Raw genomic sequence first — 14,089 nt, forward strand, 5'->3', positions numbered from 1 at the left:
GGTGGCCCCGCCCGCAGGGGCCGCGGCCTGCATGCGGTCCCGAGCCGCTTGGGCGGCGACGGGCGGGCCTCCTGGCGCGGCCGACCACGCCGGCCCGGACGGGTGCGCCGCCACCGGGATGCCCATCGATTCGGTTTGCGGAGGGCGTCCGGCCATGCCCTGGTGACGCCCGACCTCGAACACCAGCTGCGGGCCGTCGGGGTTGCCGATGTTGACGCTCTGGCCGTCGTGGATGTCGACCACCGGCACCCGCCGGCCGTTGACGAAAGTGCCGTTGAGCGAACCGTTGTCGATCGCCAGCCAGCGGCCCTGGTCGAAGCGCAGCAGCAGGTGCGCGCGGGAGATCAATGGGTGGGTGATGCGCATGTCGGCGCGCAGATCGCGCCCGACCACAACGTCGTGACCGGCGGCAAAGGTGCGTTCTGACCCGTCGTAACGCACCGTCAAGACGGGTGGGGCTGGTGCACTCATCGAACCAACTGTATCGCGTGAAACCAAGGCCACCCTGAGGCCCAAATGTGCGTTTGCCGGGCCGCTCTCGTCAGTGCGCTAGCAGATCGGGGGAACCCGTGACCACGCACTGGGTGCGGGTGTAGATGGTGGCCATGCACTTGTTGCAATGCGTGCACGCGGAATGCACGCTGTGCGCGGCGCCGTCGGCCGCGATCCGGTTGATCAGGTCGGGTTCGGCCAGCAGCGCCCGGCCCATCGCGACGAATTGGAACCCTTCCGCCATCGCGAGGTCCATCGTTTCCCGGTTGGTGATGCCGCCGAGCAGGATCAGCGGCATGGTCAGCTCGGCGCGGAACAGCTTGGCGTGCCGCAACAAATAGGCCTCGCGGTAGGGGTACTCGCGCAGGAACTTCTTGCCCGTCATGCGCATGCCCCAACTCAGCGGCGGTTTGAACGCGCCGGCGAACTCCTTGAGCGGCGCGTCGCCGTGGAAGAGGTACATCGGGTTCACCAGCGAGCTGCCCGCGGTGAGTTCGATCGCGTCGAGGCCCCCGTCGTCCTGCAGCCACTTGGCGGTGGTCAGCGACTCCTCGGTGGATATGCCGCCGCGGACGCCGTCGGTCATGTTCAGCTTGGCGGTCACCGCGATCGGCGTGCCCTCCTTTTCCACCGCGCGGCGCACCGCCATGACGATGCCGCGGGCCACCTTCGCCCGGTTTTCCAGCGATCCGCCGAACTCGTCGGCGCGGCGGTTGATCAGCGGGGACAGGAACGCGCTGGCCAAGTAGTTGTGGCCCAGGTGGATTTCGACCGCATCGAAGCCGGCCTCGATGGCGAGCCGCGCCGCGTTGGCGTGGCCCTCGATGACGTCGTTGATGTCGTCACGGGTGGCCTTCTTGGCGAACCGCATCCCGATCGGATTGAAGAATCGCACCGGGGCCAGCGCCCTGGCCTTGTTGGATTTGGCGTTGGCGACCGGACCGGCGTGGCCGATCTGCGCGCACACCGCCGCGCCCTCGGCGTGGATCGTGTCGGTGAGCCGGCGGAATCCCGGCACCGCCTCCGGGCGCATCCAGATCCCGTTGCCCTCGGTGCGGCCGCCGGGGGAGATGGCGCAATAGGCGACGGTCGTCATGCCGACGCCGCCCGCGGCGGGCAGGCGGTGGTATTCGATCAGGTCATCGGTCACCAGGGTGTCGGGCGTGCGGGCCTCGAAGGTCGCCGATTTGATGGTGCGGTTGCGCAGCGTGATCGGACCGAGCTTGGCGGGGCTGAACACGTCCGGAGGGGTAGACATATCGGGAGCTTAATGGCGACCGCGAGCGCGGCGTAGCCGGGCGTGGCGGGTCGCCATCGTTGGGCGCCGTGGCGATCGCGAGCGCGGCGTAGCCGGGCGTGGCGGGTCGCCATCATCGGGCACCGTGGCGATCGCGAGCGCGGCGTAGCCGGGCGTGGCGGGTCGCCACCATCGATGTCTGCCAGACTGTCAGGCGTGGGCGCAATCACACTGGACGGCAAGGCCACCCGCGACGAGATCTTCGTCGACCTCAAACAACGGGTCGCCGCGCTGACCGCGTCGGGCCGCACCCCCGGGCTGGGCACCATCCTGGTCGGTGACGATCCCGGGTCGCAGGCTTACGTCCGGGGCAAGCACGCGGACTGCGCCAAGGTGGGCATCACGTCGATCCGCCGGGACCTGCCCGCCGACATCAGCACCGCGACGCTGGAAGAAACCATCGACGAGCTGAACGCCAACCCCGAGTGCACCGGCTACATCGTGCAGTTGCCGCTGCCGAAACATCTCGATGAGAACGCGGCGCTGGAGCGCGTCGACCCGAACAAGGACGCGGACGGACTGCACCCGACGAACCTGGGCCGGCTGGTGCTCAGCGTGCCGGCGCCGCTGCCGTGTACCGCCCGCGGCATCGTGCACCTGCTGCGGCGCTACGACGTCGAGATCGCCGGGGCGCACGTGGTGATCATCGGCCGCGGTGTGACGGTCGGCCGCCCGTTGGGGCTGCTGCTGACCCGCCGATCGGAGAACGCCACGGTGACGTTGTGCCACACCGGGACTCGCGATCTGCCCGCGTACACCAGACAGGCGGACATCGTGGTGGCCGCCGTCGGGGTGCCGCACATGCTGACCGCCGACATGGTGCGTCCGGGCGCCGCGGTCGTCGACGTGGGCGTCAGCCGCACCGAGAACGGGTTGGTCGGCGACGTGCACCCCGACGTGTGGGAGGTCGCCGGACACGTGTCGCCGAACCCCGGCGGTGTGGGCCCGCTGACCCGGGCGTTCCTGCTGAGCAACGTCGTCGAGCTCGCCGAACGGGCATGAGCGCGCGGTCCGTCGTCAGGGCCCAGTGGCCAATCCTGCTGGTCGGCTTGACTTTCGCCACGGCGCTCGCGCTGGTGGGGGCCAGCTTCTGGCGTCGCGGTTCGCTGCTGATCGGTATCGGCGTCGGTCTGGCGGCCGCGCTGCGGCTGGTGCTGTCCGACGATCGGTGCGGCCTTTTGGCGGTGCGCAGCAAGGGAATTGACTTCGTCACCACCGCGACCGTCGCGGCGGCGATGGTCTACATCGCGTGGACCATCGACCCGCTGGGCACCGGTTAGATACCCGGGACCGCCGGGATCTGGCGCGGCAGTCCGGGCACTTGACCGGCCATGCCGGGCAGTTGCCCCGCCATGCCGGGCATGCCGGGCAGCTGCGGGACGGCACCGGACAGGTTGCCGCTGGCCAGGTTCGCCATCTGTTCCGGGCAGTAGGTCTGAATCGCGATCGTGGTGAACATCCGCGCCATGGCGGGTGACATGCCCCGGCCGGAAACGCTGGACGCGGCCGCGGCGAAGTTGCCGCCCGGCTGGGAGAGCATCGGGCAGATCGACTGGCCCACGGACATCGCGTTGCCGGGTTCGCCGAAATCGATGCCGGCGTGGTTGAGCGCGTCGATGAAGTTGTCGTCGGGGTTGTCCGCCCGCACCGGCGCGGCGAACGCCGATGCCGCGGTCAGCAGGGCGGCGGCCGCGGCCAGCAGACGAACGGGCAGGGGCTGATTCCGAAACAGCCAGATCCAGCGGTTCGTTCGTGCCAGTGCCTTCATGCGGCCTCCCCCTCGGTCGTGGAGTGCGCCGGATGCACTCGAATCACGTTGTGAACTCTGAGCTATCACTGTCACGTTTGCGACACGGTGGGGTAAAGGTTCGCACAATTAAGCGTTTTGTGGTCCGGCGGGGGGCGCGGCGTCGATTATTGGGCCGGGCGCGTCGTCAAGCCGCCCGGCGGATCGATTCCACACTGTGATCTGACACGGGCGCCGGTGCCGCGCTTTTGCGTGTGAAATGTTTAAGAATCTCCGCACATGACGACTAATCGCAGCCGTCCCCTGGACCCCTCCCTGCAGCGCGGCATCTCGCGCCAGGCGTTTCTTCGCAGCGCCGTCGGAATGTTGGCCACTGGCGCGGTTTTGAGCACCGCCCGCGCGGCCGCCGACCCCCCGACCGGCTGGGGCGGCCTGGCGTCCTCCATCGGCGGCAGCGTCGTCCTGCCCGCCAACAGCGCCCAATTCGCCACCAGCAAAAAGGTTTTCAACTCGTTCTATGACAGCTCCACGCCCGCCGCGGTGGTGACGGTTTCGTCGCAGGCGGATGTGCAAAAGGCGATCGCGTTCGCGACGGCCAACAACCTCAAGATTGCTCCGCGCGGCGGCGGCCATTCCTACGTCGGCGCCTCCGCCGCGAACGGCACGATGGTGCTCGATCTGCGTGGGCTTCCCGGTGGCGCGAACTTCGACGGCAACAACCTGACCGTCACCCCGGCGACCACCCTGTACGCCATCCACCAGGCGTTGACCGGGGCGGGGCGCGCGATACCCAGCGGCACCTGCCCGACCGTCGGTGTCGCGGGGCTCGCGCTCGGTGGCGGCATCGGGCCCGACACCCGGCACGCGGGCCTGACCTGTGACGCGCTGCAGTCCGCCACGGTGGTGTTGCCCAGCGGTGACGTGGTGACGGCTTCGGCCAACGACAATCCGGATCTGTTCTGGGCGCTCCGAGGGGGCGGCGGCGGCAATTTCGGCGTGACGACGTCGATGACGTTCTCCACCTTCGCCACCTCGGACAGCGACGTCGTGCGGCTCGACTTCCCGCCCGCGTCGGCGACGCAGGTGCTCGTCGGCTGGCAGTCCTGGCTCAACGGCGCGGACCGAAACACTTGGGGCATAGTGGATCTCATGATCGGCTCCGCCCCCAATTGTCATGTGCTGGCGACCTGCCCCGCGGGTGCGGGGTCCAGCGTGGCCGACGCGATCAAGTCCGCGGTGGGGGTGGCGCCCACCGCCGTTTCGAACAAGACGATGAACCGCACCGATCTGGTGATGTTCCTCGCCGGCGGCAGTTCCAACCCCCCGGCGCGTTCGTTCGTGGCGGGTTCGGATGTCATCGGCCCGGTGGATTCCGTTGCGGCACACGCCATTGCCACCGCGATCGGGCAGTGGCCCGCCGGTGCCGGACAGGCGTCGGTCCTCGTCGACCCGCTCGGTGGCGCCGTCGCGGACGTGGCCGCGGGCGACACCGCGTTCCCGTGGCGCAATCAGTCGGCCGTCCTGCAGTGGTACGTCGAACCCACGGGCAGCCAGGTCGCGGCCGCGAACACCTGGCTGAGCTCCGCGCACCAAGCGGTGCAGCAAATCTCGGTCGGGGGATACGTCAACTACCTGGAGGCCAACGCCGCCCCGGCGCGGTACTTCGGCTCGAACCTGTCCCGGCTGACGACCGTGCGGCAGAAGTACGACCCGAACCGGATCATGTTCTCCGGGCTGAACTTCTAGCGGCCGAGCAGACGATTCCTCTGCTCGGTGTACTCCTCGTCGGAGATCAACCCCTCGTCGCGCAGCCTGGCGAACTCGCGTATCTCGGCGGCGATGCCCGTCACCACGGTGCGCGGCTCGCTCTCCGCGGGCCCGTCCTCGACCGCTTCGCCGCTATTGGGTTGGCGGCCAACCGGTTCCGCGCCCAGCGGGACCCGGGCACGGCTGCCGGCGGCGTCCCGGATGGCCCGCCCGGCCGTGCCGGCCAGGGCCAACTCGCCGAACGTGCTCTCCAAGCTCGGCGCCGCCGCTGGGACGGCCGCACCGGCGGGCGCGGCGGGCAGGGCCAACGCGATCGGGCGCACCGCCGGCGTGCCCGCCGCCCAGGTGGGCGGGACCGAAAGCCGACCGATCGAGTCGGACTCGCCGATCCCGGCGGACACCGTCCGTGACACCATGGCCGGCGTGGTCGACGGATCGGGCGGCGTGACCGTCCTGACTATCGATAGGGGTGCGCCGTTCGCATCCCAGTCGCTGACGATGTCGTCCGTATGCAGACCGGTTTCCGCGCCGACGAGGTCGATGGGCATGGACACCGCTCCCAGCGGGGCCAATGGGGCGTCGACTCCGTACGCGATCGCGTCGGCGCCGACGTTGATCAAGTCCAGTGGCGAGTTCACGCCCAGCGCGGAGGCCGCGCCGCCCGCCGCCCCCGTCGCCGAGGACGCCGACCCGGCGGGCAGCTCGGCGGCTTGGCTCAATGCGCTGGCCTGCGTGGCCGATCCGCCCGGGTTGGTGTTCTGCTGGGGCGGGGTGAACGGCGTCAATTGTGTGGCCGCCGCGGCGGAGCCCGCGTAGCCGTACATCGCCACCGCGTCTTGCGCCCACATCTCGCCGTACTCGGCCTCGGTGGCGGCGATCGCGGGGGTGTTCTGCCCCAACAGATTCGTGGCGATCAGCATCGCGAGCTGGCTGCGGTTGGCCGCGATCTCCGGCGGCGGCACTGTTGCCGCGAACGCGGTCTCATAGGCCGCGGCGGCCGCAATGGCTTGCGTCGCGGTCTGCTCCGCCTGCGCGGCGGTGCCACTCAGCCACGCAACGTAGGAGCTGGCGGCGGCGGCCATCATCGCCGACGAGGGTCCCAGCCACGGCCCGGCCGTAAGACCGGAAATTACCGACTCATACGAGCTGGCTGTCGAATGCAGTTCGGCCGCAATAGATTCCCAGGCCTGGGCGGCCGCGAGTAGCGGTCCCGAGCCGGGGCCCGAATACATCAGGCCTGAATTGACTTCTGGCGGTAGAGTCGCGAAATCCATTGCTGTTGCCTATTTGTTTGAGTGCGGGTGTCGCCCGTCCAAGGCGATCTCCCAAGCTGTGAACGACAAAAGGCTCCCCCTCGGTGGCTTGCGGGCAATGCCCGCTGCTGGCCTCGCGCCGAGGACGATGCGCCGCCTCGGTCAGCGAGCCCTGAGATGTCTTGCGGCGGTCAATTAGTGGCTACCCCGCGCCCCTCTCGTACCGGTTGGAGGCGTCGAACGTTGTCTTCATTCGACGCCGGCGGCTCGGCGGCCACTTCCCCGACGCACGCCCGTGAGGGCTGCCCCTTGCGCAGGGTGGCGATGAGTTCTCGGTACGGACCGACGAGGTAGACCGTGTCACCGGCGCTGAGCCGGGAGTCGCGGCGGGGGTGGAGTCGAACCGGGGCGTCCTCCCGGGTGACGGCGATCACCCGGGTTTGCGTTGACACCTCGAACATCTGCATCCCGTCGAGTTCGCTTCCGGCCTGCACGTACATTCCGCCGATCAGAAACGACCGGTTCCCGACCGAGAAGGTGCCCAGCACTTGCAGGCCCATTGCCGCGCCGATGAACCATGGCGCGGCCAGTTCGACTGTGGAGCGCACGTTTTCGAATCCGAACCGCTGGGCGACCGCGGAGCCTAGGTCATGGTCGTACACCCTCAAGACCAGCGGGACCTTGCTCCAGCGGTTGCCGGTGGGAGCCGGTTCGGAGCCCAACATTTCGCGGACCACGATTCCGGTCTCGATGTTGACCATGTCGTCGCGGGTCAGCACCGCGACGGCCCGGGCGGTGTCGACGCGGGCGGCTTCCATCGTCTGGCGTAACGTCGCGTCACCGAAGATGACCGGCACGTCGAGGTCGGCCGTCGTCGACAGGAACGGGTTGTTCGGGTCGCGTTCGATCACCGCGACGTCGTAGCCGGCCTCGGTCAGGTCGGTCACGACCCGAACCCCCAGCGCGCTCAGCCCGACGACGATGACGTGGTTGCGCAGGTGGCGCGCCCGCGGGCGGGCGGACAGCGTGAGGAACCTCCGCGACAACAACACGTCGGCGATGAAGGCGACCAGCAGGGCGGTTGTGGTCACGCCGGCCAACATCAGCACGGCGGCATACAGGCGCAGCCAGGTCGGCTGTTTGGCGAAGCTGAAGTCGCCATACCCGGTCGTGGTGATCGTCTCGTTGGTGAAGTAGAACGCGTCGGTCCAGGACATGCCCGGATGGGTGTAGGAGAAGTGCAGCAGCGTGGTCGAGCTGATGATCAAGAGGACGAGCGCGACGATCAATGGGTAGAACGCCGGGTTGACTTCGTTGGGCAGGGCCCGCACGGCGTAGAGGACCCGGCGCAGTCGCGATTGGCGGGACCGCGTCCGCGGCTGGCGCGGAATCTTGATGCCGCAGGCGGCGACCTCCTCGGTGGTGCCGATCATCGCCGTCCAGTCGCCGGCGCTCACCCGAAGATCGCGCCCCGGGCACACCACGACCTCACCGGGGTGGTCGGCATCCTCGTTGTGCACCATCGCAACGGGGGCGAGGTCGCCGTAGATTTCCCGCAGCGACGCGTCGAACGGCGCCTCGGCGCCGAAAACCACGAACTCTATCCCGGCAACCTCGAAGGGGTGTGTGGTGCGAGCCAGGCACGCTTCGACGACCGCGGCGCCCGCGAGGTCGGCAACGCCAAGGATCGCGTTGGGTCCTTCGTCCGCGGCGACGGCTTCGCGCAGGACATCGTTGGCGATCCGGGCCACCACGCGAATGTCCGGATTGGCCTTGCGCGCCAGCAGCGCGATCTCCAGATTCGTCGCGTCGTCGTCTCCCGCGCAGACGACAGCCGACGCAACGGTGACCCCCGCCCTGGCGAGCTCGGTCTTGACGCGGGCGCCGGCCAGTTCCGAATCCAGGAGTCGGGCGACGCTCGCGCCCGCCCTCTTCAGCTCATCGACGATTGTCGACGCGAGCGCGTCGTCACCGCTGACGATGATGCACTGGCTCATGAGGCTCACCCCCTCCGCGAAACATCCCACCCCTTCGCTGAGCGTTGATCTGGATTGGTTACTCCACGAGTCCGGCGGTGCAGAGACGCGAAACCCATGTGGCGCAAGCACTTAGTTGGCCCTGGAGGGTGTCACGCGCTACTCCAAGGAAATGGAGATCTAATTCGATGCTAACAGACAGTTTTACAGGGCGGTGAGTCTGAACCTGTCCATCGGAGAAAAGCGGAGCCTCGAGCCGTTCCAATGCGCCGTCTGATTCGGCTGGAGCACAACGAAACTCAATTTATACAACCCTCTGTTGTGTGAATTGCTATATTAGTGGTGGCGCTTGGGCGACGTACAAGAGTTGCTGTACAACACCTTTGACGTTCCTGTGGTGATGCTGGCGATTCGGGCCTGTCACCAGGTTCCGCAGGGAATGGACAAAGTGCCCTACATCACAACGGGTTTCGCAATGCCCCCATCATCCGTCCTGCGCGGCCCTGAATGGTCCTCTTTATTACCGAATGGCAATTCTGTGTTACATCCAGGTCACCGCGCTGGGAGTGTCCTGGCAACTACTCTGAAAATTTCCTGTGTCTATGCGTACCGGCCGCTTAAGGCGAGGCGACAAAAAGAATTGCGGCAGATACCCTTTCGGCGGGATTCCCGGTTCGCAGCGCACTAATCACATACCGGGGGGGAAGGAATATGGCCTGTGGCAACACCTTTGGCTGAGCGGGGCGCCGACGAGCACCGGGCGTGGTCATCATTCTCGGACGTGTGCAAGAGAGGCTTGCTGGGGAAGCCGTTGATCACCTCTCAGCTCGAGCACGAGAAGCTGTCGAACCCCGTCGCCCTCGGTGTGTTGTCACCCGACGCCATCTCATCCACCGCGTACGGCTCGGAACAGATCATGATCGAGCTGTTGCCGGCGGCCGGGATGGCCGCCTTCGCGTTGTTGCTTCCGATCACCGGCGTCATCCTGTTGATCCTGGTGTTGGTCGCGGCGTCGTATCGCCAGGTGGTGATGGTCTACACGCGGTCCGGGGGGTCCTACGTCGTTGCGCGGGAGAACTTCGGTCCCAGGGTGGCCCAGGTCGCTGCGGCCGCCCTGCTGATCGACTACGTGGTCACCGTCGCGGTCCAATGCGCGGCCGGGACGGTCGCCGTGGCCTCGGCGATACCGGTTCTGGGCCCCTACAGCCTGGAGATCACCGTCGGCATGGTGCTGTTGATGTGCTTTGCCAACCTGCGCGGGCTGCGTGAAGCGGGGGCGCGATTCGCGGTGCCCACCTATGCCTTCGTGGCCATGGTCTCGCTCACCATCGTTGTCGGGGTCATCCGCGAATTGTGCGGCAACCTGCCGGTATACGATCCGCAGCACATCGCCGGGGCGGTGGCGGTCCACCACGGCAACGGACTGATCATGGGCGCGACACTGCTGATCGTGTTGCGGGCGTTCGCCAATGGCGGCTCGTCCCTGACCGGGGTGGAAGCCATCTCGAACACGGTCACCACCTTCCGCAAGCCGGAGGGGATCAACGCCCGCCGGGTGATGACCATCATGGCGTGCATCCTGGGCTTCCTGCTGGCAGGGGTGGCCTGGCTGACTCACGTAACCCACGCCGTGCCGTACTCCGACGGATACCCGTCGATGCTGTCGGAGATCGCGCGGGCGGTCTTCGGCCACGGCGTGATCGGCAACGTCTTGTACATCCTGGTGCAGGCGTCGACCGCGGCCATCCTCTACACCGGCGGCAACACCAGCTTCAACGGCTTTCCCGCGCTGGCCAGTTTCGTTGCCGGAGACCGGTTCTTGCCGCGGCCCCTGATGAAGCGCGGTCACCGCCTGGTCTTCTCGAACGGCATTCTGGCCCTGACTGCGCTGTCGGTCGCGCTGCTGGTCATCACCGGGGGATCGGTTGATGCGTTGGTGCCGTTCTACGCCATCGGTGTATTCACCGGATTCTCGATGGCCGGCTACGGCATGACCAAGCACTATCTGTCCGAGCGCGGCCCGGGCTGGCGTCGCAAGGTGCTGATCAACATGTCAGCGGGGATCCTCTCGACCGTGGTGGTCGGCATCTTCGCAGTCGCCAAGTTCACCGAGGGTGCGTGGCTCATCGTCGTCGTGTTCCCACTGCTGGTGCTGGCGTTGATGCGGCTCAACCGGCAATACCGCGTCGAGGCGTCGGTGCTGGAGATGTCTCGCACGGAAAGGCCGGTACTCTCCCGATACACCCGGCACCGGGTGCTAGTCCTGGTGGACTCCGTCGACCTCGCGGAGGTCGAGGCCATGCGATACGCGAACGGCCTGCATGCCGACGAGCTCACCGTCGTGCATTTCGTGATCGACAGCGAGCACGCCGCCCGGCTGCAAAAGCGTTGGGAAGTCTTCGAACACGACACCCCGCTCCGGCTGGTCGACTGCCCCGACCGCCACCTGGGCCGAGCCGCACATGAGCTCGTGCTGCGGATGCTCAACGACCATCCGGAGACCAAGGCGACCGTGCTGCTGCCGCGGCGGACCTACTCGCCGCTCGTCGGGCGCCTGCTGCACGATCGCACGGCGGACAAGATCGCCCGGGCGGTCAGCCGGATCCCGGGTGCCGCCGCACAGATCGTGCCTTATGACATCGAGTCCCGCATCGCCGAGGTCACCCGCGCGGGATGAGGCAATCCGGTCTCGAGAAAGGGATGCTGTGACGCAACCGAGGGGCGAAATACCGCTCTCCTTCACCGACAAGTGCAAGCGGTTCTTCCTCGGACAGCCGCTGACCACCGATCAGTTGGATGGCGAGAGGCTGCCGAATCACATTGCGCTCGGCGCGCTTTCGCCGGACGCGATCTCCTCAACCGCCTACGGCACCGAGCAGATCATGATCGAGCTGCTCCCGGCGGCCGGCATGGCGGCGTACGCGTTGGTGCTTCCGATCACCGGCGTCATCCTGGTGATTCTTGCGCTGGTGTGCGCGTCGTACCGGGAGGTCGTGATGGCCTACACGCGGGCCGGTGGTTCGTACACGGTCGCGCGGGAGAACTTCGGGCCACGGGTCGCGCAGGTCGCTGCGGCCGCGCTGCTGATCGACTACGTGGTGACCGTGGCGGTGCAGCCCGCGGCGGCCACGGTGGCGGTGGTATCGGCGATTCCCCAGCTGCGGCCCTATCATTTGGAGATCACGTTGGCGGCGGTGGTCCTGATCTGCCTGGCCAACCTGCGCGGGCTGCGGCGGTCGGGCCGCACGTTCGCGATGACGACCTACGCCTTCGTCGGGATGATCACGGTGACGATCCTGACCGGGTTTGTGCGTGAAGTCTTCTGGGGCTTACCGCGATACGATCCGCAGCATATCGCCGGCGCGGTGCCGGTGCATCAAGGCGGCGGCTTGGTGATGGGTGCGACGATCCTGATCGTGTTGCGCGCATTCGCCAACGGCGGCACCTCATTGACCGGGGTCGAGGCGGTGTCCAACACCGTCGACGTCTTCCAAAAGCCGCAGGGCCGCAACGCGCGTCGGGTGCTGACGTGGATGGCCTGCATCCTCGGGTTCTTGCTCGCGGGCGTGGGCTGGCTGACCCACGTCACGCACGCCGTGGCCTATCTCGACGAGTACCCGTCGATGCTTTCCGAGATAGCCCGGGCGGTCTTCGGCCACGGCGTGATCGGCAACGTCCTGTACTTCCTCGTGCAGGCGTCGACCGCGGCGATCCTGTTCACGGGTTGCAACACCAGCTTCAACGGATTTCCCGCGTTGGCGAGTTTCGTTGCCGAGGACCGCTTCCTGCCCCGCCCCCTGACGAAACGCGGACATCGTCTGGTGTTCTCCAACGGCATCTTCGTGCTGACCGCACTGGCCATAGTGCTGCTTCTCATCACCGATGCCAAGGTGAGTGCGCTGGTGCCGTTCTTCGCGATCGGCGTCTTCACCGCATTCGCGATGGCCGGCTACGGCATGGCAAAGCACCATCTGACGCGGCGAGAGCCGCGATGGCGCGTGAAGCTGACCGTCAACCTGGCGGCCGGGATCATGTCGACGATCGTGGTCGGAATCTTCGTGGTGGCCAAGTTCACCGAGGGCGCCTGGCTCATCGTCGTCATCTTCCCGCTGCTGGTGCTCGCCTTGATGCGGCTCAACCGGAAATACCGTGACGAAGCCTCCGTGCTGGAGATGACGCGCGCCGAGGACCTCGACCTGGCCCGGCATCCGCGGCTGCAGGTGCTGGTCTTCGTGGACACGATCGATCTGGCCGAGATCGAGGCGGTGCGGCTCGGTTATGGGCTGCACGCCGACGAACTGACCGCCGTGCACTTCGTCATCGACGTCGATCACGCGGTGCGGCTTCGCGAGCGGTGGGATCGCTTCGAGCACGACACCCCACTGTGGTTGATCAACTGCCCCGATCGTCATTTGAGCCGGGCCGCACACGAATTGGTGCTGCGGGTGCTCAAGGATCATCCGGACACCAGGGTGACGGTGCTGTTGCCGCGGCGCACGTACTCGCCCCTGCTGGGCAGGCTGCTGCACGACCGCACCGCGGACAAGATGGCCCGCACCGTCAGCCGCATCCGAGGAGCGACCGCCATCATCGTCCCGTACGACATCGAGTCACGGATCGGGCGGCTTGCGCCCAACGGCTTTGAGGTCGACGGTGCGGAAGTGGTGACACCCGTCTCGAGTCTGGTGGGCGACTGACCCCGGGGCGGCTGGCCCCCGTTGCGGGCGCCGCGAGTGCGGGCCGAATCTTTTTCGCGCCGATTTTTTGAGTGTGCATCTGTGGCGGTTTTGGGGGGCTTTGTTGTCGGTGGGGGTGGCTAGTTTGGCGGTATGAGTCCACATGGTCATCCCGACGCCGAGGCGGTGTTCGATGACCTGGATTGCGTGTTGGCCCGCGCCCGCGCGCTGCCGGTGGAGGCGATGACGGTGCAGCAGCAGCTGGCGATGTTGGAGCGCTGCGAGCAGGTGCGCCGCCAGTTGCCGGCGCTGGAACATCCCGTGGTTAACAACTTGGCGCATCAAGCCACCCCCGAGGAGTTGGGTGGCACGCTGGCGCATGCGGTCGCCGAGGCGACATTGATCAGCCGCGCCGAGGCGTCGCGGCGGGTCAAGGAGGCGGTGGATCTGGGCCCGCGGCACGGGTTGACCGGGGAACCGCTCGAGCCGATGCTGCCGGCCACCGCGGCCGCCCAGCGAGAGGGAAAGCTCGGTGCCGGGCAGGTGGCGGTGATCCGCCGGTTCTTTCACCGGCTGCCCGGCTGGGTCGATGCGGTGACCCGCGCCGCGGTCGAGGCTGACCTGGCCGCACACGGAACGCACTACCGGCCCGACCAATTGGCCGCACTGGCCGAGCACGTGGCCGATTGCCTGAACCCCGACGGCAGCTACCGCGACGAGGACCGGGCGCGACGGCGCGGCCTCATATTGGGTAAACAAGCCGCGGATGGCATGTCCGAGCTGCGCGCCTTGCTGACCCCCGAAGCCCGCGCCACCCTCGAGGCGGTGCTGGCCAAACTCGCCGCCCCGGGCATGTGCAACCCACTCGACGACACCCCCTG

At 67.4% G+C, this 14,089-nt stretch carries 11 protein-coding genes; 6 read left to right on the plus strand and 5 right to left on the minus strand.

The window, feature by feature from the left end; all coding sequences use genetic code 11:
• On the minus strand, positions 1-471 hold a 471-nt coding region (locus tag A5681_RS17990), incomplete at its 3' end, for an FHA domain-containing protein (RefSeq protein ID WP_197498638.1).
• A 70-nt stretch (positions 472-541) separates the two neighbouring features.
• The gene (locus tag A5681_RS17995; protein WP_067277859.1) at positions 542-1,750 is read right to left on the minus strand and encodes an NADH:flavin oxidoreductase; all 1,209 of its coding nucleotides are present in this window, start codon (positions 1,748-1,750) and stop codon (positions 542-544) included.
• A 195-nt stretch (positions 1,751-1,945) separates the two neighbouring features.
• Here A5681_RS17995 and A5681_RS18000 point away from each other — a divergent pair, with 195 nt between their 5' ends.
• Together A5681_RS18000 and A5681_RS18005 are read left to right on the plus strand one after the other, a co-directional pair.
• The gene (locus A5681_RS18000) at positions 1,946-2,791 is read left to right on the plus strand and encodes a bifunctional methylenetetrahydrofolate dehydrogenase/methenyltetrahydrofolate cyclohydrolase (RefSeq protein ID WP_067277862.1); all 846 of its coding nucleotides are present in this window, start codon (positions 1,946-1,948) and stop codon (positions 2,789-2,791) included.
• Positions 2,788-3,069: a DUF3017 domain-containing protein gene (locus A5681_RS18005; protein WP_067277865.1), complete on the plus strand. Its 282-nt coding sequence runs from the start codon at positions 2,788-2,790 to the stop codon at positions 3,067-3,069. Before A5681_RS18000 ends, A5681_RS18005 begins: the two co-directional genes overlap by 4 nt.
• On the opposite strand, the gene A5681_RS18010 is transcribed toward A5681_RS18005, so the two are convergent.
• Positions 3,066-3,557 (minus strand): DUF732 domain-containing protein, encoded by a 492-nt coding sequence (locus A5681_RS18010; protein WP_067277868.1) that lies wholly within the window; start codon positions 3,555-3,557, stop codon positions 3,066-3,068. The two genes, A5681_RS18005 and A5681_RS18010, sit on opposite strands and share 4 nt — an antisense overlap.
• Positions 3,558-3,851: 294 nt before the next feature.
• Here A5681_RS18010 and A5681_RS18015 point away from each other — a divergent pair, with 294 nt between their 5' ends.
• Complete coding sequence (locus A5681_RS18015; RefSeq protein ID WP_067277875.1) at positions 3,852-5,282, plus strand: FAD-binding oxidoreductase; 1,431 nt, start codon at positions 3,852-3,854, stop codon at positions 5,280-5,282.
• Here A5681_RS18015 and A5681_RS18020 read toward each other — a convergent pair.
• Positions 5,279-6,577: a PPE family protein, SVP subgroup gene (locus A5681_RS18020; RefSeq protein WP_067277871.1), complete on the minus strand. Its 1,299-nt coding sequence runs from the start codon at positions 6,575-6,577 to the stop codon at positions 5,279-5,281. The genes A5681_RS18015 and A5681_RS18020 overlap by 4 nt on opposite strands.
• A gap of 170 nt (positions 6,578-6,747) precedes the next feature.
• Positions 6,748-8,553: an NAD-binding protein gene (locus tag A5681_RS18025; protein ID WP_082968417.1), complete on the minus strand. Its 1,806-nt coding sequence runs from the start codon at positions 8,551-8,553 to the stop codon at positions 6,748-6,750.
• Between the two features lie 709 nt (positions 8,554-9,262).
• Between A5681_RS18025 and A5681_RS18030 the strand changes: the two genes are divergently transcribed.
• From A5681_RS18030 to A5681_RS18040, 3 genes are all read left to right on the plus strand, one after another.
• Positions 9,263-11,209, plus strand: coding sequence for an APC family permease (locus A5681_RS18030; protein ID WP_082968418.1), 1,947 nt, complete (start codon positions 9,263-9,265; stop codon positions 11,207-11,209).
• Positions 11,210-11,237: 28 nt separating this feature from the next.
• Positions 11,238-13,229, plus strand: a complete 1,992-nt coding sequence (locus A5681_RS18035; RefSeq protein ID WP_082968419.1) for an APC family permease — start codon at positions 11,238-11,240, stop codon at positions 13,227-13,229.
• 132 nt (positions 13,230-13,361) lie between these two features.
• Positions 13,362-14,089, plus strand: a 728-nt coding sequence (locus tag A5681_RS18040) for a DUF222 domain-containing protein (RefSeq protein WP_156738038.1), incomplete at its 3' end; no start/stop codon positions are given.

The sequence above is a fragment of the Mycobacterium scrofulaceum genome, assembly GCF_001667885.1.
Lineage (GTDB): Bacteria > Actinomycetota > Actinomycetes > Mycobacteriales > Mycobacteriaceae > Mycobacterium > Mycobacterium scrofulaceum_C.

Bases quoted from the DNA above. Each gene is read 5' to 3' on its own strand.
- A5681_RS18005 (WP_067277865.1), top strand. From the start codon at position 2,788: ATGAGCGCGCGGTCCGTCGTCAGGGCCCAGTGGCCAATCCTGCTGGTC.
- A5681_RS18010 (WP_067277868.1), bottom strand. From the start codon at position 3,557: ATGAAGGCACTGGCACGAACGAACCGCTGGATCTGGCTGTTTCGGAAT.
- A5681_RS17995 (WP_067277859.1), bottom strand. From the start codon at position 1,750: ATGTCTACCCCTCCGGACGTGTTCAGCCCCGCCAAGCTCGGTCCGATC.
- A5681_RS18020 (WP_067277871.1), bottom strand. From the start codon at position 6,577: ATGGATTTCGCGACTCTACCGCCAGAAGTCAATTCAGGCCTGATGTAT.
- A5681_RS18025 (WP_082968417.1), bottom strand. From the start codon at position 8,553: ATGAGCCAGTGCATCATCGTCAGCGGTGACGACGCGCTCGCGTCGACA.